The sequence below is a fragment of the Ruegeria sp. BH6 genome, from assembly GCF_056538105.1.
In genome coordinates, this window is record NZ_JBQFSR010000006.1 from 213,500 (window position 1) to 238,649 (window position 25,150).

General features: G+C 57.3%; 20 protein-coding genes. 7 read left to right on the top strand and 13 right to left on the bottom strand.

Annotated elements, in window-relative coordinates; all coding sequences use genetic code 11:
- Positions 1-98: 98 nt before the first annotated feature.
- Entirely contained in the window at positions 99-1,184 is a 1,086-nt protein-coding gene (locus ACR0B8_RS14285; RefSeq protein ID WP_170361791.1) for a ParB/RepB/Spo0J family partition protein, read from the bottom strand.
- Positions 1,177-2,562 (bottom strand): AAA family ATPase, encoded by a 1,386-nt coding sequence (locus ACR0B8_RS14290; RefSeq protein WP_170361792.1) that lies wholly within the window; start codon positions 2,560-2,562, stop codon positions 1,177-1,179. Before ACR0B8_RS14290 ends, ACR0B8_RS14285 begins: the two co-directional genes overlap by 8 nt.
- 580 nt (positions 2,563-3,142) lie before the next feature.
- On the opposite strand from ACR0B8_RS14290, the gene ACR0B8_RS14295 reads away from it, so the two are divergent.
- The gene (locus ACR0B8_RS14295; protein WP_170349971.1) at positions 3,143-4,402 is read left to right on the top strand and encodes a replication initiation protein; all 1,260 of its coding nucleotides are present in this window, start codon (positions 3,143-3,145) and stop codon (positions 4,400-4,402) included.
- Between the two features lie 35 nt (positions 4,403-4,437).
- On the opposite strand, the gene ACR0B8_RS14300 is transcribed toward ACR0B8_RS14295, so the two are convergent.
- From ACR0B8_RS14300 to ACR0B8_RS14310, 3 genes are all read right to left on the bottom strand, one after another.
- Complete coding sequence (locus tag ACR0B8_RS14300) at positions 4,438-6,744, bottom strand: Tex family protein (RefSeq protein ID WP_319003529.1); 2,307 nt, start codon at positions 6,742-6,744, stop codon at positions 4,438-4,440.
- 64 nt (positions 6,745-6,808) lie between these two features.
- Positions 6,809-7,840 (bottom strand): Ldh family oxidoreductase, encoded by a 1,032-nt coding sequence (locus ACR0B8_RS14305; RefSeq protein WP_480658793.1) that lies wholly within the window; start codon positions 7,838-7,840, stop codon positions 6,809-6,811.
- Positions 7,841-7,925: 85 nt separating this feature from the next.
- A complete protein-coding gene (locus ACR0B8_RS14310; protein ID WP_226689426.1) occupies positions 7,926-8,864 on the bottom strand; it encodes a c-type cytochrome in 939 nt (312 codons plus the stop codon).
- 48 nt (positions 8,865-8,912) lie between these two features.
- On the opposite strand from ACR0B8_RS14310, the gene ACR0B8_RS14315 reads away from it, so the two are divergent.
- The 3 genes from ACR0B8_RS14315 to ACR0B8_RS14325 are packed head-to-tail and all read left to right on the top strand — an operon-like array spanning position 8,913 to position 11,360.
- A complete protein-coding gene (locus ACR0B8_RS14315) occupies positions 8,913-9,485 on the top strand; it encodes an RNA polymerase sigma factor (RefSeq protein WP_226689425.1) in 573 nt (190 codons plus the stop codon).
- Entirely contained in the window at positions 9,482-10,222 is a 741-nt protein-coding gene (locus ACR0B8_RS14320) for a hypothetical protein (protein ID WP_226689424.1), read from the top strand. The genes ACR0B8_RS14315 and ACR0B8_RS14320 overlap by 4 nt, the downstream gene beginning before the upstream one ends.
- 58 nt (positions 10,223-10,280) lie before the next feature.
- Positions 10,281-11,360, top strand: a complete 1,080-nt coding sequence (locus ACR0B8_RS14325) for a helix-turn-helix domain-containing protein (protein WP_170361833.1) — start codon at positions 10,281-10,283, stop codon at positions 11,358-11,360.
- Here the strand turns inward: ACR0B8_RS14325 and ACR0B8_RS14330 are convergent.
- Complete coding sequence (locus ACR0B8_RS14330) at positions 11,333-12,223, bottom strand: LysR family transcriptional regulator (RefSeq protein WP_170361797.1); 891 nt, start codon at positions 12,221-12,223, stop codon at positions 11,333-11,335. The two genes, ACR0B8_RS14325 and ACR0B8_RS14330, sit on opposite strands and share 28 nt — an antisense overlap.
- Positions 12,224-12,326: 103 nt before the next feature.
- Between ACR0B8_RS14330 and ACR0B8_RS14335 the strand changes: the two genes are divergently transcribed.
- From ACR0B8_RS14335 to fcl, 3 genes are all read left to right on the top strand, one after another.
- On the top strand, positions 12,327-13,208 hold the full coding sequence (locus ACR0B8_RS14335; protein WP_480658790.1) for a phytanoyl-CoA dioxygenase family protein: 882 nt from the start codon (positions 12,327-12,329) through the stop codon (positions 13,206-13,208).
- Between the two features lie 141 nt (positions 13,209-13,349).
- The gene (gene gmd / locus ACR0B8_RS14340; RefSeq protein WP_170349978.1) at positions 13,350-14,474 is read left to right on the top strand and encodes a GDP-mannose 4,6-dehydratase; all 1,125 of its coding nucleotides are present in this window, start codon (positions 13,350-13,352) and stop codon (positions 14,472-14,474) included.
- 10 nt (positions 14,475-14,484) lie between these two features.
- Positions 14,485-15,462: a GDP-L-fucose synthase gene (fcl, locus tag ACR0B8_RS14345; RefSeq protein ID WP_226689422.1), complete on the top strand. Its 978-nt coding sequence runs from the start codon at positions 14,485-14,487 to the stop codon at positions 15,460-15,462.
- 33 nt (positions 15,463-15,495) lie between these two features.
- Here the strand turns inward: fcl and ACR0B8_RS14350 are convergent, their stop codons facing one another.
- From ACR0B8_RS14350 to ACR0B8_RS14380, 7 genes are all read right to left on the bottom strand, one after another.
- On the bottom strand, positions 15,496-16,572 hold the full coding sequence (locus ACR0B8_RS14350; RefSeq protein ID WP_480658788.1) for a DUF2793 domain-containing protein: 1,077 nt from the start codon (positions 16,570-16,572) through the stop codon (positions 15,496-15,498).
- A 206-nt stretch (positions 16,573-16,778) separates the two neighbouring features.
- Complete coding sequence (galU, locus tag ACR0B8_RS14355) at positions 16,779-17,672, bottom strand: UTP--glucose-1-phosphate uridylyltransferase GalU (RefSeq protein WP_170361802.1); 894 nt, start codon at positions 17,670-17,672, stop codon at positions 16,779-16,781.
- A 305-nt stretch (positions 17,673-17,977) separates the two neighbouring features.
- Complete coding sequence (locus ACR0B8_RS14360) at positions 17,978-19,783, bottom strand: ABC transporter ATP-binding protein (protein ID WP_425081898.1); 1,806 nt, start codon at positions 19,781-19,783, stop codon at positions 17,978-17,980.
- Position 19,784: 1 nt separating this feature from the next.
- The gene (locus ACR0B8_RS14365) at positions 19,785-20,714 is read right to left on the bottom strand and encodes an ABC transporter permease subunit (protein WP_170349983.1); all 930 of its coding nucleotides are present in this window, start codon (positions 20,712-20,714) and stop codon (positions 19,785-19,787) included.
- 10 nt (positions 20,715-20,724) lie between these two features.
- Complete coding sequence (gene oppB / locus ACR0B8_RS14370; protein ID WP_480658785.1) at positions 20,725-21,648, bottom strand: oligopeptide ABC transporter permease OppB; 924 nt, start codon at positions 21,646-21,648, stop codon at positions 20,725-20,727.
- Between the two features lie 66 nt (positions 21,649-21,714).
- On the bottom strand, positions 21,715-23,343 hold the full coding sequence (locus ACR0B8_RS14375) for a peptide ABC transporter substrate-binding protein (RefSeq protein WP_170376949.1): 1,629 nt from the start codon (positions 23,341-23,343) through the stop codon (positions 21,715-21,717).
- A gap of 391 nt (positions 23,344-23,734) precedes the next feature.
- Positions 23,735-24,970, bottom strand: a complete 1,236-nt coding sequence (locus ACR0B8_RS14380; RefSeq protein WP_226689420.1) for a lytic murein transglycosylase — start codon at positions 24,968-24,970, stop codon at positions 23,735-23,737.
- Positions 24,971-25,150: the final 180 nt, after the last annotated feature.

Consider the following 25,150-nt stretch of genomic DNA (forward strand, 5'->3'; position numbering starts at 1 on the left):
ATCCCAGCTTCCTAAGGTGTCAGACGCTCGACTCCATTGGTGCGCAAAAATATGTCATTTTGCGCACCACATAACAGGTCCTATCTCACCTTCCCGCTTTATGTTTTGCCGCGAAACTCACGCAGGTAATCGGCCAACCGTTCAACGATGTTCTGCGCGTCTTCGGCAGGGATATCCATTCCACGAATACGAAGGCGTAATTCGCCTGCGGACACTTCGGCCAGAATTTCGCTGCCTCCGGTCAACGCCACCGGAGCCAGGCGCTGAACCTGTTGCGGACGCCCTCCCCTCGCCTTGTCTTTCACAGGGACAGGTGACGTCTTTAGGGCGGCTTCCAGCAACGCCCATTCCGATTTTTGGTCCAGCTCACCCACCTCGGCCAAAGCCTGACGCAATTGGGGTTGTGCCCCCTCCCGCAATGCGGCCGCTAGTTTCAGCCCTGCTTTTTCGGACAGGGCGACCGGGTGCTGCAACAAGTCACCAAGTGCTTCGTGTACCACCGCAAAACTACGAACCTTGGATCGTTTTGCCTTGGACGCGGCAGCAAACAAAACGTCAACAGCAGCTTCGGTCGATGCAAATACCCCCTGTCCCGCGGCCAAAACCGCAATGCGTCCACGTTCATAAGGGCTGAGATTTGCCCTAAGTTCGTTTTCCTCGACCATTGAGACATAGGCGCCCTGCCCCGAACCAGCCTCTCGGACAAAGGCTGGGATTTCAGAAAATCGCGGATCGGTCTCGGCCAGGCGCCGGAAGGCATTCAATCGTCGGAAGCCAGAAATCAACCCGTAACCTTCGCCGTCACGCGTGACCTCAATTGGTGTGCGCAACCCGTGAACGCGCAAGGACTCCAAAAGTTCCGCCATGGCTTCTTCATCTTCAACCATCCGGTCGCGACGAATGAAATCGGCATCAATCTGATCCAGCGACAGCATTTCCGCCACCAGTCCGGCATCCTGCGCATCGCGCCATCGAGCTGCGTCACCTTGATCCTGCACCAGAGCAAGGCGATCGGTCACCGCTGCCATGCCGTTGAGCGTTGCAGCCTCAGCCGCGACCTGTGCAATCGGAGGCGTCGATGACTTGGTTTCAAACGGGCTGATCGACGGTTTCGCCGCGAAACCAGCCTCAAGCTGTTCCAATTCTGACGTGTCCGGAGCGGTCAGTCTTCTGCGTTTAGCCATCTGCTTGTCCTTCCATCTGAGCGTCGCGCCACCAGCAACCGATCAAGACCTGTTTAAATTCGGCATAGGTCCGGTCGAATGTTTCCCGACCTCGTACATACGTATCGCGATTGAAGTCCCTGTAATCCGCTTCATAGATTCCATTTACCTGCTCACCCGCCTGACCAACCAGAGCGGTATAGTCCTGACGGTATGCATTCATGAAGTCCCCGAAATAGGCCTGAATCACATTTGCCATATCGGTTTGCTGGCTGGCATCAAACCGAGTGATTATGGCCCTAACTACGTCCCATTCAAACTTGAGCTCGGGTAAACCAGCCGCCCTTTGCGCCGCGTTCTCACCGTCCTCGATGCTGGCAAAAGTCGTGTAGAGCATGTCAAAGAACCGGCCCGTTGAGTCAAATTCAAGAAACGAGGCCCCCAACGGCACAAGCAAAATATCAGCTGCAGCCAGCGCGTTGATCGTTAGGTACCCAAGTGCAGGAGGCGTATCGAGGAAAACAATGTCGTAGTCGTTCAACACTCCTTCATCCTGCAGAAAGTTGGTCAAACCATCCCAAAGCGGCCAACTACGCAAACCCATGCGCCAAACGGGTATCTGAAACTCGGCCCAATACAGGTTCAACTGGGCGCCAATCAGGTCGATATTGGGCCAATGCGTTTTCTGAATAACATCGCGGGGCAGGGTATTGAGCGCTTCTTGCAGCGTTTCATCCAGGGGGATTTCAGGCTGCCCAGCCGCATTGCGGACCCGGTTTTCCTCTTGTACGGCACGCGCGTAGTCTTTGGCTATAAGTGGAAAAACCGTTTGCCATTCATCTGCAACACTTCCACCTAGAATTGAGGTCATCGAGCCCTGGCTGTCCAGATCTATAACCAATACTTTATATCCGTCCAGCGCAGCTGACATTGCCAGATGCGCGGCAGTTGATGTCTTACCAACGCCACCTTTGAAATTGGCCACAGCAACCACCTTTGCAGGAAGGCCATCTGGTCGGTACGGCAGATATTCCTTGGTGCTGACACCCTCGGCTGCAAAGTGTTGTCGGAGGATCAGTACTTCCTCCAGCGAAAACCACTTGGAGCCAGCCTCGCCTTCACCCTGCGGCAATTCGGGATTGGCTTTGAGCACCCGTCGCAGATGCGCCGGTGCAACAGGGATCAGGTATTTGGTGATCTCCCAGATGGAAAATCTACGCAGTCTTTTTTCGCCGTCCGGAGCATACCCACGTCGCGCCAGGTCTTCGCGCCCTTTTGCGCAGAATGTAGCCGCTTTGGCGAATCGAGAAGTTCCGATAGGATCAGGCAACTTTTGCGCTGCTAGCTCTGGATCCAGATTCAAATAGGGCGGCAGAGGAGGTTGGTTAGATTTATTCACTGTCGATGCCTCAGGTAATGTTCGCCTTAGCGGCGTATATTGCCCAACATAGCGAACATTTTCCAATGACGCTATCCTCAGAGTGAGAGTTTTCCACAGAATACGCCACTCTGAGTGGGTTTCGCCACGAAACCAGTAAAATAGGCAACACCAGAGCCAACAAAGAGTTTATTTATTTTAGATGTTTTAGAATCTTTGCGAAGAATTTAGTGTGCAAAGCCAATTACTTATACTCACTTCAGCACCTGTTTACGGTATGAAAGGGACCAGATTCCGGTATCAAAGGTACCCGTCTACAGGTTGCTGAGTGCCGAGTTTCAGGAAGAAGGGGGCCGATTCGCAGGACACTGAAACTTCGACCTGATTAGACCCTAAATTTTTGTTTTTCGCCGGGTCGCAGTACATGTAAAACCCTCAAATTGGGCGACCCTCGATCCGGTTCTGTGGATAACTGCGAGGATTTTCAGGTCAGGTACCCAGATACAGGATTCCCTCTTTCCTGTATTTGGGTACCCAAATAGAATTGATCCATGGGTACTTTTTGTGCAAGAAATACCAAAACGAGCAGCCAGGCAGAATCATGCCGGATACACAATTGGATATGGATCAGCTCTCTGGTGCATTGCGCCGGGAGACGGTCAAGAAAAACGTCGCTGCGATTCACATCAGCGGCAAGCTTACGCTTTTGCAACGTAAGCTCTCGAATGTCCTGTTGTTGAACGCGTATGACGCACTAACCTCGGCGCAGACACATACTATCGACGCGCGGACGCTTGCGATGATGGTCGGCTATAATTCAAACGACTTCGATACGCTGCGGGCGAGTTTGCGAGCGCTGGCCGAGACCGTCGCGGAGTGGGACATGTTGGATGAGCAGGGCAGACAAGAATGGGGCGTGTCCTCATTGCTCAGCTTCGCCAAGCTGAAGAACGGGGTCTGTGAATACGCCTACTCCCCGGCGCTGGCCCAAAAGCTCTATGATCCGAAAATCTATGCCCTGATCAATGTGCAGATCCAAAGGAACTTTAGCTCTGGGCATGGCCTGGCGCTGTATGAGAATTGTTATAGGTTCGTCAGAACCGGTTCTACGGGCTGGTGGGCGCTGGACGTGTTCCGCAAACTCATGGGGGTAGACGGCAGCGACTATTACGGCAGCTTCAAACACCTCAACGCCAAGATCATCAAACCCGCTGTGGCTGAGGTGAACAAAAGTTCGGACATACTGATAGAGCCACAGTTTCAAAAAAAGGGCCGCACGGTTACGGATATCCGGTTTCTTATCAAAGGCAATCCACAGAAGGCGATGTTCGAAATCGATGACAGCGATGGCGTCCGCAATCTGCAAGTTTACAAGACGCTCCGTAAGCAAGGGGTGTCCGACCGGTTGGCGCGACAGTGGATTGCGGAACATGGTGAAGACTATGTGCAACAAAAATTGGATTATGTAAGCGGGCAGGGGGATGTGAAATCAACGGTTGGATATTTGTCCGCCGCCTTGCGCGACGACTATCAACCGCCGGAAAACGATTCTCTGCCTGAACCCAGCCCCGAAGCCGTCGAGGCCGCGCGCGTACGGGACGTTGAGAAGGCGCTAGAAGATCAGGCTTACGCAGCCCGAGTGGCTGAGCGTACCGAGCGGTCGCGAAAGCTGTCTATCGTTGAAGAACTGGTTTCGCGGCGAAACCCAACCCAGCGGGATGCGGACAAACGCTTGTTTATGGCAGGGCTCGACAATGATCTGGACCGGGAACACTTCCGCGCCCATGGCTGGCGTTCTGGTCTGAACGCCAATGCCATCTTTGATTTTTGGGAAGAGCTTGAGCCGGACGCCTTCGCCTAGGCGTCAAAGGCAAAGGCTGTGAATGCCCGTTTTCATCAACGGTCCTTCATCGCAGATTTCAATGCATTCGCAAATGCGCTGTTATGCGCATTACTATCAGATTTTGCGCGTTGCGATCCTTTGGGTTTTGACAGGCCGGAGTTCTTTTTTGGTCCTCGACTGGCCCGATCTTCGCGAGCTGATGTTCCGCCATCCTTGCGCATGGTTAGGCCAATCCGCTTGCGGGGAACATCCACCTCGACCACGGTAACCTTGACGACCTGTCCGGTCTTGACCACCTCGTGCGGGTCTTTGACGAAGCGGTCGGCCAATTGGCTGACATGGACCAGCCCGTCCTGATGCACCCCGATATCCACAAAAGCGCCAAAGGCGGCGACATTTGTCACTGTGCCTTCCAACACCATGCCCGGTTTCAGGTCGGTGATGTCTTCGACACCGTCGGTGAACGAGGCGGTAACAAAACTGGGGCGGGGATCTCGGCCAGGCTTTTCCAGCTCGGCAAAGATGTCGCGCACAGTCGGCAAGCCGAAGGTGTCGTCGACGAATTGTTCTGCGCGTAACCCCTTTAGCGCTCCGTCGTGACCCATGATCTGACGGATGTCGCGCCCGCAGGCCGAAACAACCCGGCGGGCCACGTCATAGGCCTCGGGGTGAACTGAAGAGGCGTCCAGAGGTTCCGACCCGTCGCGTATGCGCAAAAAGCCTGCACTTTGCTCATAAGCGCGCGGGCCAAGGCGGGCGACCTTCAGCAGCTCTTTACGTGATTGAAATGCGCCATTCATGTCGCGATGCATGACAATTGCTTCGGCCAAGCCGGGCCCCAACCCCGAGACATGAGAGAGCAGGGGGGCTGAGGCCGTGTTCAGATCAACCCCCACCGCGTTCACCACATCTTCGATCACCGACGCCAAAGATTGCGACAGCCTGTGCTGGTCCACGTCATGCTGGTATTGGCCGACCCCAATGGATTTAGGTTCGATCTTAACCAGTTCGGCCAGCGGGTCCTGCAGCCGACGGGCGATGGAAACCGCACCGCGTAACGACACGTCAAGATCGGGGAATTCGCGCGCGGCCAGTTCTGAGGCGGAATAGACCGATGCGCCAGCCTCGGACACAACAACCTTGGTCGGGGCCGAAACAGCTTTTGGCAGCAGTTTCAGCGTATCACCCACCAGTTTCTCGGTTTCCCGGCTGGCGGTGCCATTGCCGATGGCGATCAGTTCAATCTCGTGCGCAGCGATCAGGTTCAGAATGGCGGCCTGCGCGCCGCGTAGATCGTTCTTGGGTTGAAACGGATAAAGCGTATCGGTCGCGACCACTTTACCTGTGGCATCAACCACCGCAGCTTTGACGCCAGTTCGAATGCCGGGGTCCAGACCCAAGGTTGCCTTGGCACCCGCCGGTGCAGCAAATAGTAAGTCTTTGAGATTGCGCGAGAAAACATCAATTGCTTCGTCCTGCGCTCGGCCGCGCAGATCCGCCATCAGCTCGACCATCATCGACAGCGACAGCTTAACCCGCCAAGTCCAACCCGCCACTTTACGTAGCCACAGATCTCCGGGACCGTCTCCACGTGTGTGAAGGTGCGCGGCGACAATCGCTTCGGCACGGGCGGCGCCGGTTTCGGGATCGGGCGCGATATCCAGTGTCACGATCCCCTCTTTCGAGGCCCGCAGCATCGCCAACGCACGATGCGACGGGGCTTTTGCCCAAGGCTCCGAATGGCTGAAATAGTCGCTGAACTTGGCGCCTTCCTGTTCCTTGCCTTCAATTACCTTAGAAGTCAGCAGGGCCTCGCGCTGCATGAAATTGCGCAGCTCGCCCAGTAGGGCGGCGTTTTCGGTCAGCTGTTCGGTGATGATGTCCCGCGCGCCGTTCAGCGCGTCCTTGACGGTTGCCACTGCTTTGGTGACATATCCCTGCGCCAGAATTTCTGGGTCAGCCGACCGATCCGTCAGAATGGCATCCGCCAGCGGTTCCAACCCATTCTCGCGGGCAATCATCGCCTTGGTGCGGCGCTTGGGTTTGTAGGGCAGGTAAATGTCTTCCAGCTGCGCCTTGGTATCGGCCTGTGCGATGGATTTGACCAGATCGTCGGTCAGCTTGCCCTGATCTTTGATCGAGCCCAGGATCGTCTCGCGCCGTGCTTCCAGTTCGCGCAGATAGGTCAGGCGGTCAGAAAGGGTGCGCAGTTGGGTGTCGTCCAGCCCACCCGTCACCTCTTTGCGGTAGCGGGCGACAAAAGGCACGGTGGCCCCTTCGTCCAGCAATTTCACCGCGGCCCCCACCTGTTCGGGGCGGGCATTGATTTCGGTGGCGATGGTGCGGGCGATGCGGTCCAAGGGGGCCTCCTGAATATGTCTGGAGGGACTTCTTAGCCAGCCGCATCGCCAAGGGAAAGGGGCTTTAGCGCGCCTGGGCCTGTTCGGCCAAAGCCTGCAGGTCGTCGTACAGTGTTTTGGCTATTTCGACGAAGCCGCGTTCAGTGTTGCGGGCCCGCGCGGCAAAGCGCCGTTGCGACGGCAGACGCGCGCCCTGATCGGTGATATCGGCGAACAAACGCTCGGCCCGCGCGCCATTCTCATCGCCTCGACCGCCGCTGAATTGCGCAGGATCGAAGGCCAGCAGGATTTCCCCGTGATAAGGTGCGCCGCCGGCGCCATCGGCGAATTCCATGCTTTCCAGACTGGTCAGATCATCGATTAGCGGACCGGCCAGCAGTTCGATCATAATCGACAGGGCCGAGCCCTTGTAGCTGCCAAAGGTCAGCATCGCACCGTCCATCGCGGCCTGTGGATCGGTGGTCGGGTTGCCGTGTTTGTCGATGGCGACACCTTCGGGCAGGGGCTTGCCTGCGCGGTGGTACAGTTCTATCTCTCCCCGGGCAAAGGCGCTGGTGGCGAAATCGAATGTAAACGGGTCTTTATTCTGGCGAGGCCAGCTGAAGGCCAGCGGGTTGGTGCCAAGGCTACCACGCGTGCCGCCGGCCGGGGCAACCCAGGCGTGACTGGGGCCCATCGCCATCGCCGCCAGACCGACCGCGGACAGACGCTCCACCTCGGGCCAGAGTGCCGAGAAATGGAAACACCGGTTGATCGCCATGGCGGCGATACCGTGGGTGCGAGTTTTCTCGATCAAAACCGGCAATGCTTTTTCGAACGCCAGCAGGGACATCCCTCCCTGCGCATCAACCCGAACGACTGCGTTTTCCGACGGTTCAAGGATTGGATCTACATGCCCGTCGATCTGCCCCGCTTTTATCGTGTCAGCGCACATGAACAGGCGGAACAATCCATGTGACTGGCAATCGTCGATTTGACAGGTGGTTAGCGTATCGGCGATCGCTGCGGCATGGTCTGGCCCGAAACCAGATGTGGTCAAAATAGAAAGGCTGAGGTCTCGGATTTCGTCCAATGACAATTTGACCGTTTCGCTCATGCCCTGCGTCTCCCTCATCGTGGCTGAGACAAGGGATAGCGTGGCAGAGCGGGCAAAGGGAACCCGGTTTTCGCCGGGTTCGGGTTCAGCCCTGCGCTTCGGCCTGCAGATAGGCGATCAGGTTGGTGATATCTTCGTCTTTTTTCAGGCCGGGAAACTGCATCTTGTTACCGGGAATCGTTCTGCGCGGGTCAGAAAGGAACGCAGTCAGGGTGTCAGCGGTCCAGACAATGCCCGACTCTTGCAATTGGGCCGAATACCGGAACCCGTCCGCCTGACCGGCTGTAGCGCCGATAACCCCGTGCAGTGACGGACCGACAGTGTGGCGGTCTTGCTCGAGCTTGTGGCAGGCGCTGCATTTGCGGAACACTTTCTTACCCGCCTTGATGTCTCCTTCCACTGCGGCGACGGCAGACGGGGCAGCAGGGGCAACCGCAGCCTGTTCGCCATCCAAGTTGAAGATCAGCCGGGCCGTCACCGGAACCGTGCGAGTGATGCCGGGCAGGCTGGCCAGCTCCATCAGTTTTTCGACCCCAGCATTGACGCCTGCGTCTTCGGCGCTGATGAACACCATGTCGTTGGTCGACACCATCACCGAGGACTCAGAAAGGCGGGCCACAAACATCTCGGCGTCGAAGGCCACATCCGTTCCAGCCAGGGACAACACGGCCTCGGTATCGACGGTGGTGGTTTCGCCAATACCCAGACTTGAGACTTCGGCCATGTCAAACGTGGCCGTCAGCGCCGCAGTACCTGCTTTGCGAAACACGTACTCGATCATCCGTTCGTTACGGATGTCGATATTGGTCTCGACCGAGGACAGGTCGATATGAATCTCGGCTTTGCCGTCCGGGCTGACATGACCGCTGAGGTTGGTGAAGGAATTGACCTCGCCCACGGTGTCTTTCTTGATGGTCCCATAGGCCAGATGCGATCCTTCGGGGACAAGGATCCAGCCGTCCGCCAGCGCCGGGGTTGCAACAATTACCGACGCAATCGTGACTGCCTTCAACAGAAGTTTCATTTCTTTCCTCCTCGGGTTATGTCAGTCCTGACCCCGCGGGCCCGGTCCGTGGAAAGCAAACACACACAGGTCGCGATTTATTCGATGGGTGGTGAGATTAGTTCGGAACAGGCCGTGCGCGGCGCGATCCAGATGCATTCGAAACGCGTCTGGCGGTTTGGGCTGGCACTGTCCGGCGCATCCGACGTGGCCGACGATCTGCTACAATCCACATGTCTGCGCGCGTTGGAGCGACACCACCAGGTCACGTCACATGACCGGCTGGATAGCTGGCTGATGACGATCTGCCGCTCGATCTGGTTGAATGAGGTGCGGGCACGTTCGGTTCGCAAGGCGCAAGCGCTGTCCGTGACACCCGAAGCAGACTTAATTGCACCCGGAAACGATTCAGAAACGAATATTTTCGCCACTGAAGTGTTTACACAAGTGATGCAGCTGCCAGAGGCGCAGCGGGAGACGGTCGTGCTTGTGTTCGTCGAGGGCTATAGCTACCGCGAAGCTGCCGCGTTGCTGGAGGTGCCGATAGGAACTATCATGAGCCGGTTGTCCAATGCCCGGCAGAAACTGAAAACTGTGATGCAGCATGAGGCGGCAGACACCGTTCGACGGAGTGGCAAATGAAGTTTTCCGACGAGACGCTGTTGGCGTATCTGGAAGGCAAACTGGATGAGGCCGAAGCCGCCGCGATCGAAAGCGCGGTTGAGGCGGATCCCGCATTGGAACAGCGCCTGATGGCGCTGGACCCGTTCGCACCTGTGGTGCAGGCGGTTTTCGAACGTGTGCCAGTGGAAACGCCCCAGGTTGATTTGCCACAGCCGGTGGCCCCGGTCGTGCGAGCCGGTGGTGGGCTGCGTCTGCTTGCCGTTGCGGCTTCGGTCGCGGTCGTTGCTGCGTCGGCGACCTTTTGGGCGACCCGTCCAGAGCCGCTGGGCTGGGTTCAACAGGCAGCGATTTATCAGTCGTTGTATGTGCCAGAGACGATTGCGTCGCTGGACAGTTCCTCTCAGGCTTTAGACGAGCAGTTCGCACAGGCTGAGGCACAGCTGGGTCGGTCGTTGAACCGCGAAGAGCTTGAAACCCTGCCGGGGATGGAGCTGAAACGCGCGCAGGTCCTGTCATTTAAGGGCAAGCCGTTGGTTCAGGTGGTGTTTGCCGATGCGGAAGGTCGGCCCTTTGCCTTTTGTGTCATCCGACAGGGTGAGGGCGCGCCGAACAAGGACGTACAACAGGCCGTGCTGAGCGGATTGGCCACAGCCAACTGGGCGCGGGACGGATATGGCTACATGCTGATCGGGAATAACGATCAGACTGATCTGAGCGGTCAGCTGGATTTTCTCACTGAAAGTTTTGCGGGTTAAACGCGTAATGCGCAAAAACGCCTTGTGAAGCGAGGCAAATCCTCGAAATATAATGGGTATGAAGAAAAAGCCCGTCATGCCTGATCCGGATGAGGACGCCGATGCGGTAGGCCCTTCCAGTATCTATGATGTGGACCCGCCCGAAGACGATGACTTGTGGTTTCTGCCGCCCGAGGATGAAGAGGCGGTCGAGGATTTTTTGCCCCCAGGCCCGAAAGTGGATCGCCGTTTGCTGTTCGATCCGCGCGATTGGCGTGCGGCTCAGGCCGAGCTGTCTTTTGAACTGGCCGACCTGGCGGCAATTTTCGGTGCTTTGGATGAGAGGTTGCGGGCCGGGCCGGATGGATGGACGCATCGGCTGGCGCTGATGGATGTATCCGATCTGGGCTGGTGGACCGGGGACCGGATCAGTGTTGACCGGCTGGCGTTGTGGACCGGTCTGCGGATCGGTGCAACCGGTGATGACGTTCAGGCTTTGTTTCGGGCCGGTTGGGCGGTACGGCGTTTAACTTCCGGACCGGGCCCGTCTTCGGATGGGTGGGAAATTGGCCTGACCGCTTTTTTGGATCGCATGGCGCAAGGTATCGAAGACATCCCCGAGGCAGTGGCCGATCTGGCAGAAGTGATGCGCAATTCCGAAGGCTTGCATCCGGTGACGCAGGCGGCCATGGGGTTCCATGCCTGGCGCGCGCTGTCTCAGGGGATCGGACAGGATACCGAAGCCGCAATTATCGCGGCCCGCCACGCGGCAACGATGGGGCGGGGCGGGGCGATGTTCATGCCTTTGGCGCTGTCCGGTCCCGGGGCGCTGCGCGGGGTTGGCGAGGTAGACGAAAAGCTTTCGGCCTGGATCAGAGGGGCAGGGCAGGCAACCTTAGCCGCGCTGATGCATCTTGATCGGGTCAGCGCTTGGGAACAACGCGCGCGCGAGGCAACCAGCGGGCTGAGCGGGCGGACACCGCCTTTGTTGATCGACGTTCTGACCGCCTGGCCCATGGTTTCAGCCCCACTGGCCGAGGAACTGACAAAAGCGTCACGTGCAGCGGTACAGCGCAATATCGACCGGTTCGCCCGGCGCGGCCTGATCCGCGAGGTGACAGGGCAGGGGCGTTACCGGGTCTGGACCGCCGCATTGTGATCCAGCAGCCATTCGCGAAAGGCACGCGCCGGTGGCCGCAGGGCTGCGCGGGATGGATAGACCAGATGGTAGGTTTCGTGACCTGCCACTTGAATGTCAGGCAGGCAGGGGATAAGGCCCGACATTTCCATGATCCGATCTGATGCGGGCGCGCGGGCCAGTGCGATGCCACCGCCGCTGGCCGATATCTCGGCCGCTATCAGGGAGTTATCCGCAAAGAAAAACCGCGCCTGACCTGTCGGCAGACGTAAGGTCTCGAAAAGATGCAGCCAACTGGCGCGGTGAGTCGAAACCTCGATCAAAGGGAAACGGAACAGATCTTGGGGGTGGTGAATCTGATTGGCGATATCTGGCGGGGCTACGGGATACAGGCGTTCATGCAACAACACATCACTGTCCGCGCCATAGAGGGTCGGATTGCCGAACACGATCTGCAAATCGGTGAACTGGTTGGCGAAATCTGAAACCAGATTGCCGGTGGTCAAGGACAGGCTGATCTGCGGATGCGATGCGTGAAAGTCTGGCAGCCCACCGGCCAGAATGCCGTGCGCATAAAGCAGAATGGATTGCACAAACAACCTCTGTTCCCGCGTTTCACCGAACAGCCCCGTGGTGGCGGTTTCCAACATCAGCAGCGATTGTTGAACCGACGGCAGATAGGCCCGCCCCGCCTCGGTCAGGGTTACGGCATGGGCGTGGCGGTGAAACAGCGGCGTGCCCAATCGCGTTTCCAGCGCTTTCACCTGCTGGCTGACGGCTGCAGCCGACATGTTCAACTGCGTGGCCGCGCGGGCAAAGCTTTCGGTGCGGGCGGCGGCCTCGAACACGCGCAGCCAGTTGAGGGACGGGATACGGGACGACATGAGAACAGGCTAAGCTGAACTTAGTCTAACGGGCAAGAGGTTGCGCGCTGAACTTGTGGCGTTCCGGCCTATCCTGCGTGAACCAGCATTCAAGAGGTGCCTCATGCCGCAATCATCTAATTCACCCCACGCCTTGACGGTGAACCAGTCCAAGAAATACTGGGAAGACGGATTTCTGTTCCCTCTGACGGTTTTTTCTCCCGATGAGATCGCCGAAATCCGCGCGGAATTCGAACAACTCGAGACCGACTGGCTATCTGCAGATCTGCCTTTGCCATTGAACACCTACAAGCGTGTAAACGCACATCTGGTCATACCTTTGGCCGCGAGGGTGGCACAGGACCAGCGAGTTTTGGATGTGGTCGAAGGCGTATTGGGCCCGGATATCATGGTCTGGTCTGCCGAGTTTTTCGTCAAAGAGGCCCATACCGAACACACGGTGGGCATGCATCAGGATCTGACCTATTGGGGCATGGGTGAGACACCGGATCAAGTGACCGCCTGGATCGCGCTGTCCCCGGCCACGGTCGAAAGCGGTTGTATGGATTTCGTACAGGGCAGTCATAAAAACCCGATCCTGCCGCATAACGACACCTATTCCGACACAAACCTGTTGTCGCGCGGGCAGGAAGTCGCCGTTGATGTCGCAGACGAAGACAAAACCCATATCGAACTTGCCCCTGGGCAATTGTCGCTGCATCACGGGCTGACTATTCATGGCTCGGGTCCGAACCGATCGGGTGATCGCAGAATTGGTCTGGCGATCCGCTATCTCAACCCTAACGCTCGGCAACTGGTTGCGGACCGAGACTATGCCATGTTGGTGCGCGGTCAGGACGAACGGTCAAACTTTGTTCATGTCGCCCCCCCGAGCGCGGCGTTCTCTAAACAATCGCTGGCTCTATATGAACAAGTACGCCGGGATCAGAGCAAAGCGCTGGCGGATGGTGCTAAGAGCAATGTGCCGCTCTACGGGACGTCCTGACGTTAAATAGTGACGTATACGCAGGCTGGCGGTTAATAGCCGCCAGTATTTTCAGTGATTTAATGCGTTGGGTTGCATTCCGCGAGTTCTTGCTGTTTCTGAGGTGGAAAAGATGCACACAGTATTTCGTGGGAAAATAAGATGACGAAAAAGGCGTTGATTACAGGTATTACCGGGCAGGATGGGTCCTATCTGGCCGAATTCCTGCTGGAAAAAGGGTATGAAGTTCATGGGATTAAGCGCCGGGCGTCGTCCTTTAACACGCAGCGGATCGACCACATTTATCAAGATCCTCATGACCCCAACCCCAAATTGCACCTGCATTACGGCGATCTGAGCGACACGTCGAACCTGACGAGAATCATTCAGGAGGTGCAGCCGGACGAAGTTTACAACCTGGGTGCGCAGTCGCATGTGGCGGTCAGCTTTGAATCTCCGGAATACACGGCAGATGTAGACGCCATCGGAACCCTGCGCCTGCTGGAAGCGATCCGTTTTCTGGGGCTGGAGAAAAAAACGCGGTTCTATCAGGCGTCCACGTCCGAGCTGTATGGTCTGGTCCAGGAAACGCCGCAACGTGAGACGACCCCGTTCCACCCCCGTTCGCCATATGCGGTGGCCAAGCTGTATTCTTATTGGATCACCGTCAACTATCGCGAAGCCTATGGTATGTATGCCTGCAACGGGATCCTGTTTAACCACGAAAGCCCGCGCCGTGGCGAAACCTTTGTGACCCGCAAGATCACCCGCGGTCTGGCCAATATCGCGCAAGGTCTCGAAGATTGCCTTTACATGGGCAATATCGACAGCCTGCGGGATTGGGGCCACGCGAAAGACTACGTGCGGATGCAGTGGTTGATGCTACAGCAGGACAATCCCGAAGATTTCGTAATTGCTACCGGCGTGCAATATTCGGTCCGCCAATTCATCGAATGGTCCGCTGCCGAGTTGGGTATCACGTTGGAATTCTCGGGCGACGGCGTGGATGAAATCGCAACCGTCACGTCGATTGAAGGGGAAAACGCGCCGGCCTTGAAACCTGGCGACGTGATCATGCGCATCGACCCGCAATATTTCCGCCCGGCCGAGGTGGAAACGCTGTTGGGCGATCCGTCGAATGCGAAAACCAAGCTGGGCTGGGAGCCCGAACTGACCGTGCAGGAAATGTGCGCCGAGATGGTTGTCGAAGACCTGAAAACCGCGAAACGTCATGCGCTGTTGAAAGAGCATGGTTACGAACTGCCGGTAAGTCTGGAAAACGGCTGAGGAACACGACATGCGCAAGATTTACGTAGCAGGTCACCGCGGCATGGTAGGTGGCGCAATTCTGCGCCGTTTGCAGGATCGTCAGGCAGCCGGTGAAGCGCTTGAGTTAATCACGCGTACACATTCCGAAGTAGACCTGACCGATCAGGTTGCCGTGCGCGACTTTATGCAGGCTGAACGCCCGGATGTCGTGATCCTTGCCGCTGCCAAGGTTGGGGGAATCCACGCCAACAACACCTACCCGGCGGATTTTATCTACGACAACCTGATGATCGAATGTAATGTGATCCATCAGGCCTTTGCCGCTGGGGTGAAACATCTTCTGCAATTGGGCAGTTCGTGCATCTACCCGCGTGCCGTGCCACAGCCGATGCGCGAGGATGCTTTGCTGACCGGAGTGCTGGAACCTACAAACGAGCCTTACGCCGTTGCCAAGATCGCCGGGATCAAACTGTGTGAAAGCTATAATCGGCAGCACGGGGTCGATTACCGCTCGGTCATGCCGACGAACCTGTATGGGCCGGGTGACAATTTCCACCCCGAAAACAGCCATGTCCTGCCCGCCCTGATCCGCCGGTTCCACGAGGCGCAGCGCGATGGTTTGGACGAAGTTGTGATCTGGGGTACCGGCAAACCCCGCCGCGAATTTCTGCATGTGGACGATATGGCCGAGGCATCGCTGTTCGTGCTCGACCTGCCGCGCGATGTCTATGAGGCGAACACCCAACCGATGCTGAGCCACATTAACGTGGGCTGTGGCGAGGATATTTCGATCGCGGAACTGGCGGCGTTGGTGGCCAAAACAACTGGCTACACCGGGCGGATAACTCAGGATGTCAGCAAACCGGACGGCACCATGCGCAAGCTGATGGATGTGTCCCGTCTCGCCGACATGGGCTGGCGCGCGCGCGTTGGGCTGGAAGACGGCATTCGCGAAACCTATGCTTGGTTCCTGGATCAGGCAGCGGCGGAGTTGCGGGCTAAGTAACTGCCCAGGTCGGGACCCGGGCAGTTCGTTCCGTCAGAACCAGCGGCCAATGGCAATGGCCGTTGGTGTCAGCGCCGTCGCATCGCTGTTGGCGGCCAAAATCTTGAAACCTACCTGCGTTTCGGTCGGGGCTTCAAAGCCGATGAACCGATTGCTGGCCCCTCCGCTGCCACTGACCGAAATGGTTGAACCGGTTGCAAAAGTCATCGGGAAATCCCAAACCGCCACGTCGCCTGCGAAAAGCGCGCCATCAGCATTTATACAGCCCGTTGCGGGCAGGGTGACGGTGCAAATCTGCGTTCCATCCGCAAAACGCACGTAGTCGCCATTGGGGGTTGAGCCCCGCTCGATCACCGCTCCGTCTGGTACACCGCCATTTTCGGAAACGGACCCTAACAGGTTGCCAGGGCCATAACCGTAGTCAGCCCGCATCAGGCGCCCGGGTGTGATGTCATCAGGGCTGGCCTGAATTGCCGCGCCATCTGCAATGCCGGTCGTGGGGTCAAAGCTTAGTGCGTCAGTCCAGTTGCTGCCATCGGGAGAGACTTTGATGGAAAAGCCTGTAGTGCCCGACAAACCCATCTCGGCATGGCCGGTCCAATTGGACTGAAACAGTAAGGACGCGGTGTCGCCTGCACCGGCCTTGTTGATTTTTAGCTGGTGCCCACCGCCTTCGTGGCTGAGCAATGTGGCCGGAGATCTTACCGACAGGCGGTTCGTGCTGTCATAGCTTGTGGCGATACCCACTCCGTCCAAATTCTGCGTCGCCACCGGGGGATCGATCCAGGCCCCACCGTCCCAGACTTTCATTTGACCGGTGCTTTCATCCCATGCGCGCCAGCCTGTGCCGGGCGCGGCGAAATACCAGGCGTTGTCCAGCCAAGCAGCTAACATTCCGGCCTGACCCTGCCAATCCCCTGTTGGTGCGATGCCCAATGCGTGAACCTCGCCCTGGTCTGGAACGGCAGGTGGAGTCGACGCGTTTGTCGAGGCCAGGCTCAGCTGGGTAACAACATCCAGCTGTCGCAGCGCCTCGTTATGGGTGACGTGTTTCTGGGCCTGTGAAGGTTGCAGAAATGGAAGGCTCAATCGGGGTGAATTTTGTGGCACGGGCGTCCTCCTGTGGCTGTCGGTCCGACAATTGCATTGCGCGCCACATTGCCTTTTGGTGGATGAATCCCGTCTGACCGTGCCGGACGCCCGAAAAACCAATTGCTAACTTTTCAGAAGCATCAAAAAAGCCGAGGCGCTGAGCGCCCCGGCTTGTGGAAATGCCGTGCCGAGGAAAACCCCGGTCGATGTGTCGTCAGAAGTTGTTACTGAGCAGCCTGATCCGTCGCCACAACGTCACGCAGATACTGGCTCAGATCCTCGCGCAAGTCCTGGCGGGCCAGCGCAAAGGCTACCGTGGCCTGCAGGAACCCTGATTTTGAGCCGCAGTCGAACCGCTGTCCGTTGAATTTGTACCCAAAGACCGGCACGCCATTGCCAATATCTTCGGCGATGGCGTCGGTCAGTTGAATCTCACCACCGCTGCCTCTTTTCAATTGGTTCAGATTGTACAATACCGACGGCCCCAACACGTAGCGGCCGATAACGGCCAGGTTCGAGGGCGCATTCTCGGGCTTGGGTTTTTCGACCATGCCGCGGGCGCGTACGACCGTTCCGATATTTTCACCTACGTCCAACACACCGTAAGCGCTGGTCTTGTCTTCGGGAACCTCCATGGCCGCCACCATGTTCCCGCCAGTTTCCTCATAGGCTTCGATCATTTGCTGCAGGCAAGGCTTGTCGGCAGCAATCACGTCGTCTGGCAACATTACCGCAAAAGGCTCGTCGCCGATCAGTCGACGGGCGCACCAGACCGCGTGACCCAGACCCAACGCTTTGTGCTGACGGATATAGGCAATCGCGCCACTTTCCATATTGGTGGCGTTCAGCGTTTCCAGCAGGTCTTCCTTGCCTTTGGCTTTCAGCTCCTGCTCAAGCACCAAGTTGTGGTCGAAATAGTCTTCTAGTGCAGACTTGCCGCGAGAGGTCACGAAAATGAATTCAGTGATGCCGGCGGCACGCGCTTCGTCGATGGCGTATTGTACCAGCGGGCGGTCGACCAACGTCATGATCTCTTTCGGGACCGACTTTGTCGCGGGCAGGAACCGCGTACCAAGCCCTGCGACGGGGAAGATCGCCTTTGTGACCTTACGTGTCATTTGACCTCTCAAGTTACTAATACAATGTCTGACTGTTAGCGTACTACGCGGGTCTCTTAGGCGCTGTGGTCCGAACATTCAACGCTATGTAACAACCAACGTATCATTTGCAAAGGATGGTGCCACCCGGTGCGGTAGAAGTCAAAACGATCGGGATTTACCCTGCGCGACATTGCGGATTTCTGCCCTTATCTGCAGCAGAAACGGATATCTGCCTGCCATAGATCCGCCTTGCCGACAGTTGCCGTAGTCACTGGGTCCAATTCAAACCCCGAAGCCGGGTGAACGGCTTCGGGGCAGCAGGGTCAGGCCCCGTTCATGATGATTTCCAGCGGGTCGTGTTCGGCCACGAAATGATCCGGCGTCACCTCGCTCAGCTGCGGCACATAATCGGTCTGACCTGCGGCCAACCGGCTGGGAAGAAACCGTAATGTGGCTTTGGGATCCATGGGTGAGGGCAGTTCACCAGGTAGCTTCAACCGCTGTCGGCTGCGTTCCACATCCGGGTCCGGGATCGGCACCGCCGAGATCAGGGATTTTGTGTAAGGGTGGATGGGATCAGAACAGATCACCTCTCCATCCCCCAGCTCGACTATTCGGCCAAGATACAGAACCATGATCCGGTTTGAGACCGCACGCACCACAGACAGGTCGTGGCTGATGAAGATCATCGACAGGCCAAACTCCTGTTGCAGTTCGCGCAACAATTCCACGATTTGCGCTTGAATGGACACGTCCAGCGCCGAAACCGCCTCATCACAGATGATCAACTTGGGTTTATTGATCATCGCCCGTGCAATGCCGACCCGCTGGTTTTGCCCGCCGGACAGCTCATGCGGATAACGGTTGATCATGTTGGCCTTCAGACCAACCCGTTCCATCATGTCGGCGACCATTTCCTTGCGTTCCCGATCCGTTAGATCGGGGCGGTAGGTCTTGAGCGGTTCCGCGATAGACGCCGAGATCGTCATCCGCGGGTCGAGGCTGGCCAGCGGGTCCTGAAACACGATCTGCAAGTCTTTGCGGTATTTGTTCAGCTCGGCCCGTTTTAACCCGACAATGGGATGGCCCAGCCAGCTGACATTGCCACCGCTGGGCTCGATCAGTTGAAGAACCGCCCTTGCCAGAGTGGATTTCCCACAGCCAGATTCGCCTACAACACCCAGTGTTTCACCTTTGCGGATGTCAAAACTGACGCCATCGACCGCCTTCAATGGCACCTTGCGTCCAAATATGCCACCCGGCACGTGGATCGGGAAATGGACCTTGACGTCATCAACTTTTAGCAGTGGGTCTTCGACTTTGTCCAAAGCCTTCGGCGCATCTCCAGCATCGATCCGCGGCATCGCCTCTAGCAGAGTGCGGGTGTATTCGTGCTGCGGTGCGCGGAAGATTTCGCGCGTGTCTCCGGCTTCGACAAACTGACCCAGACGCATGACCTGAATGCGATCGCACATCCGCGCAACAACGCCCATGTCATGGGTGATCAGAGCAATCGCCGTGCCTTCGTCCTTTTGCAGGCGCACCATCAGGTCGAGAATGTCGGCCTGCACGGTGACGTCCAGCGCCGTGGTCGGTTCATCCGCGATCAGCAGCTTGGGATTGCACAGCATCGACATTGCAATCATCACGCGCTGACGCATACCGCCCGACAATTCGTGCGGGTATTGATCCAGCCGCCGTTTTGCCTCGGGGATGCGGACGCGATCCAGCCATTCCAGACAGCGAGCCCGAGCTGCGGACCCTTGCAGCCCTTCATGTACCTGCAGAACCTCTCGCATTTGCTGGCCGATCCGCAGATGCGGGGTCAGCGCGGTCAGCGGGTCCTGAAAGATCATGCCGACATCATCGCCACGGATCTTGTTCAGCTTGTTGATAGGCAGGTTCAGGATTTCCTTGCCGTTTAGAGTAGCGGACCCCATGGCCCGTCCGGCAGGCGGCAACAATCCCATCGCGGCCATGAAGGTCTGGCTTTTGCCTGACCCGCTTTCACCCACGATGCCAAGGCATTCGCCCGGATTGATGTCGAAACTGATGCCTTTGACGGCCTCGACCACACCATCGGGCGTATTGAACTGGACGCTCAGGTCCTTAACAGAGAACAGGCTCATATCAGCGATCCTTCGGGTCCAGAGCGTCACGCAAACCATCGCCGATGAAGAACATCGAGATGATGATGGCGACATAGATTGTCAGCGGGTACATCAACTGCCACAGCGTCCCGTAAGCCATCGTTCCAGCGCCTTCGGCAATCAAACGACCCAAGGACGTGTAGGGTTCCGAAATGCCCAATCCAAGGAACGAAATGAAGCTTTCCATCAAGATCATTTCCGGCACCAACAATGACGCATAGACGATTACCACACCCAAAAGGTTTGGCAGGATATGGCGATACATGATGGTGAACTCGCTGACACCAGCAGCGCGGGCAGCCTCAATGAACTCGCGGTTTTTCAGGGTCAGGGTTTGCCCTCGAACGATCCGCGCCATGGTTAGCCAGCCCACCGCGCCAAGTGCGATGAACAACATGAAGAACGACCGCCCCGCCACGACGAGCAGCAAGATGACGATCAATGTGGCCGGGATCGCCAGCAGGATGTCGACAAACCGCATCATGACACCGTCGGTGCGCCCGCCGATATATCCGGCGGCGATACCGTAGCAGGTTCCGACAATCAGTGCGGTTGCCGCCCCGATAAGCCCGACCAGCAGCGATGTTGTAGTGGCCTGAATGACGCGGCTGTAAAGGTCGCGTCCCAGATCGTCGACGCCGAAATAGTGCCCGGTTTCAATTGAGGGCATCCCCATGCCGGCGACATCGCCCATGACGTTCCAGTCAATCTCCTCGTTGCTCCAGACGGCGAAATATGGGCCAAAGATTGTGAACAGGACGATCATGGTCAGAATGAAGACGCTGGCCATTGCGGCTTTGTTTCGAACAAAACGCATCCGTGCGTCTTGCCACAGCGAACGTCCCTGAATAACCGTATAGTCGGTTACGTCTCCGGCCAGCTGAGCGGCTTTTTGTGATTTTCCAAGCATTGCCAGCCCCTCAGTACCGGATTTTAGGATCGAACCAGGCATAGGCCAGGTCGGTCAGCAAGTTCACGACAACGGTCAGCGCGCCATAAAGGATCGTGACGCCCAACAGCACGGCATAGTCCCGCGACAGGGCCGAGCCGACATAGGCCTGACCTAATCCACCGGTCGAGAAATAGATGTCGACAAAGACAGAACCGGTCAGCACGTAGACAAAGACCGGCCCAAGATAGGACACAACAGGCAGAAGGGTCGGCTTCAACGCATGGCGCCAGATCACGGTTCTGGTCGGCAGGCCCTTGGCACGCGCGGTGCGTATGAAGTTCGAGTTCAGAACCTCAAGCATCGACGACCGTGTAATCCTTGCAATTGACCCCATGTAGGAAGTCGCCAGCGCAATGACCGGCATGATCAGATATTGCCACTGACCACCATTCCAACCACCGCCGGGCAGCAGCCCCAGCCACAGGGTGAAAGTCAGGATAAGGATCGGGCCCATGATGAAGTTCGGTAGCGCCTGCGCAGCAATGCCCAGACCCACGGCGAAATAGTCGATCCAGCTGTTGTGCTTGATTGCGGCGGCGATCCCCAGACCCACACCAACGGTGGTAGCAACCAGGAACGACAGCGACCCATAGGTCAGCGAGATTGGAAAACCCTGTGCGATGATGTCGTTCACATCGCGGTCCTTGAACTTGAAGGACGGGCCGAAATCGAAATGCACGACGATGTTATAGAGGTAATCCCACAACTGTTTCCACAGCGGTTGATCCAGCCCATAGCGGGCCTCGATATTGGTCAGAACCGCCGGTGGCAGAGGCCGTTCCGAGGTAAAGGGCCCACCGGGCGCGAAGTGCATAAGAAAGAAACAGGCGACGATCAGCAACAGGATCGTCGGTATGGCGACCAGCAGTCGCCGTAGACTATAGGCAAGCATTTCATGCCCCCATGTTTATTGGCCCTGCCCCGGTTGCATCCGGGACAGGGCGAGGTTCAAAGACGATTACTCGGCGCGTTTGTAGAGGTTCTTCGAGTACCAGTTCTGCTCGACATTGTTGATCGGCCAGTTCCCTACGTCGGTGTCCATCATGTAGACGCCAGCATAGTGGTAAATCGGGATCACAGGCGTTTCCTGTGCAATGATCCGCTCAACCTCGGTGTATAGAGGTGCAGGATCGTCCGAGGTTTTGGCTTCGGCCAGTAGCTCGTCAACGCGGGCGTTGTTGTACTTGCCGTCGTTATAGCCTGATTGCGATTGCAGCAGGTCCAGGAAGGTGGAGGCCTCGTTATAGTCGCCACACCATGCGCCGCGGGCCAAATCGAAGTTCTGGTTGCCGCGCTCTTCCAGGAAGACTTTCCATTCCATGTTGGCCAGCTCGACATTCACGCCCAGTTTCTGTTTCCACATCTGGCTCAGCGCCACGGCGACTTTCTTGTGATCTTCGTTGGTGTTGTAGACCATCTCAAAGCTCAGCGGATTGTCGGGGCCGTAACCGGCACCGGCCAGCAGTTCTTTAGCCAGTTCATCCCGCTCGGGCTGAGTCATCGAGGCCATCTCGACCTCGGGGACCGTGAATCCAGCGGTCGCTTCGGGAGCGAAAGTGTAAGCCTGCGGCTGGCCACCAGCCATGACTTTTTCGGTGATGATCTCGCGATCAACGGCCAGTGACAGTGCCTGGCGGACATTAGGGTCCTTGAACGCTTCGGGACCGTCTTCCGTCAGGTTGAATGTGTAATAGTAGTTACACAGGCGCGGGAAGCTGATGGCCTGATCCGGGTGTTCCTGGCTCATGCGGGGAAACTGCCCTGCGGGAACTTCGGTGCGGTCCAGTTCGCCAGCCAGATAGCGGGTCAAAGCGACGTTTTCGTCGTTGATGACCAGCGTCACGACTTTGTCCAAGATCGTGTTTTCATTATCCCAATACATCTCGTTACGTTCACGGACCGAGCGTTCCTGCGGCAGGTGTTCGGTCCAGATATAGGCACCGTTCGAGACGATGTTTTCGGGCCGGGTCCAGGCGTCACCATGTTCCTCGATCACTTTCTGCGGGGCCGGGAAGGTGGTGGAGTGCGTGGTCATCTGCGGGAAATAGGGCAGGGGCGCGCTCAGAGTGACTTCTAGAGTGTGATCGTCGAGGGCTTTGACGCCCAACTCGTCAATAGGCTTGTTCCCGGCAATAATTTCAGCAGCATTCTCGATCGACATCAGCTCCATGAACCAGGCGTAGGGCGAAGACAGTGCGGGATCGACAGCGCGTTTCCAGGCATAAACAAAATCACCTGCTGTCACCGGGTCGCCATTCGACCACTTGGCGTTGTCGCGCAGGGTAAAGGTATAAACGTCTTTGGTGTCGTTGGTGGTATAGCCGGTGGCGACGCCCGGAACCAGATTGCCGTCTTCGTCCTGGTTCATCAGACCTTCAAACAGGTCGCGGGTAATCTCAGCGCCATAGGTATCCTCAACAACCTGCGGATCGACCGAGCTGTGCTCATCGCCAAGGCGGTAGATAAAGGTCTGGTCATCCGCCAGCGCCTCGCCGGTTGTGGGATGGGTGCCCGCAGCAAAGGCGGCACCGGTGATCATGGTCGAGGTCAAAAGCCCCGCCAGAGATGTACGCATATACTTGTTCATGTTTTTCTACTCCCGTTTTTAGGGGTCCGGCACGCGCATCCTTTCAGGATGGGTACAGGCCACCTTGTTTGTCCGACCCTGAACAAGACCAAGACGGGTTCGAATTTTGCTTTTTCAGAGCGCAAGGAACACCGCGTCGCAGTCTTTCGGTTTGCAGTCGGGAACGTGTTTGCGAAAGTCGCCTTTCACTGCCGGTGAAGGTGGCATTATTTCAAATCGGGATAAAGATGGCGCCCACAATTTAAGCAACTACAGGTGGATCGTGAACGAAATGGACGTAGGTTGGGAAATTTAATAATGAAACTTCATCGTTTCTTGACATTTTTGTGAAGGTCGCCCCGCAAACTTGACGTCAAGGAAGCTCGAATCACATCAAATTTGCAGCGAATCGCTACTGCGCTAGAGCGGATTTCATGCTGGTTTCTGGGAAGCAGGTCGGGCTGCGTCCAGTCACTTGTTGCCAGCGCCCAATCGAGCGGCGAGTCTTGAACCCCGGCAATCCATCCGCACCGCCGACATCATGGCCCTGGTTTTCCAACGCCCGTTGCATGGCTGCGATATCTGACCGGTACAAGGTATCAACCTTGCCCCAGCGGGCTTTGAAGTCCCCAACGCCATACTGAATGCGGTCTCCGACATGGCCCACGAACAGAGCGTAGAGATCGCTTTTGTTGTAATCCTTGAGAACGTAGAAATTCGGCGTGACGATAAAGGCGGGTCCCTTGCGTCCAGCTGGCATCATCAGAAACCCCTCACCCGGCAGTTCGTGTGGTGGAAATGGCTTGCCAGATACGCGGGTGATCCCCATGGCAGCCCAGTCCTGAATAGTTCGACCCTGATCCGGTCCTTCCAGCGCACAGGTTATCTGGGTTGGAACCGTGACCTCGAACCCCCAGTCGCGCCCGGTGACCCAGCCATGTTGCGACAGGAAATGCCCGATGGAGGCGATTGTATCTTCGGCCGAGCCCCAGATGTCGGACCGCCCGTCGCCATTTCCATCCGCGGCAAAGGTCAGGAAGTTCGAAGGCATGAATTGCGGTTGACCCAACGCGCCCGCCCAGCTGCTTTTCAACGTGCCCGTTGGGGCGTGGCCGGCCTCGGCAATTTGCAGCGCGGCGATCAACTCGTCGGTGAAATACGCGGCCCGGGTACTCATGAACCCTTTTGTCCCCAACACCTGAAAGGCATCGTGGCGGATGGGTACTTGGCCATACCCGCTTTCCCGGCCCCAAATGGCCAGGATGATCCGTCCGGGAACCCCGGTTTCCGCCTCGACCCGCGCCAGGGTCTTGGCATGACGCCGGGCCATCTGCCGCCCTTTTGCAGTTGCACCCTGAACGGAACCGGCATTGAAGTATCGGCCAGGTGATCCAAATTCAGCCTGTTTTTGCTGTTTGGGTGTCTGAGCAGAACTGCCCGGCGGCACCAGATCGGGCAACTTCCAGTTGAGCGTTACCCCATCAAAGGCCCGCTGCATGGTTGCGCGCGAAACACCTTGGGCCTTGGCACGCGGCCAGACTGTATCTTGCAGCCATGCTTGAAACTGGCGTTCCACCGTCGCGCGATCCTGTGCGCTTGCACTTGTCGTAAGGCACCAAAGGCCGAGGGCGAGAATAATCCAACGCATCACCAAAATGTCTCACCCGGCTGCGATGCCAAGTCAACCGCATCATCGGAGGCGATTTGCACGGTCCTAATGCTGTGGTTGTTCAGGCAGGGTGTGAAACAATCGACGGTTTTGGAAAAAACCTTGAGAAAATCTGTGACTCTGTCGATAGTTGGCCGAAACGAAGGCTTAAGAGGACGA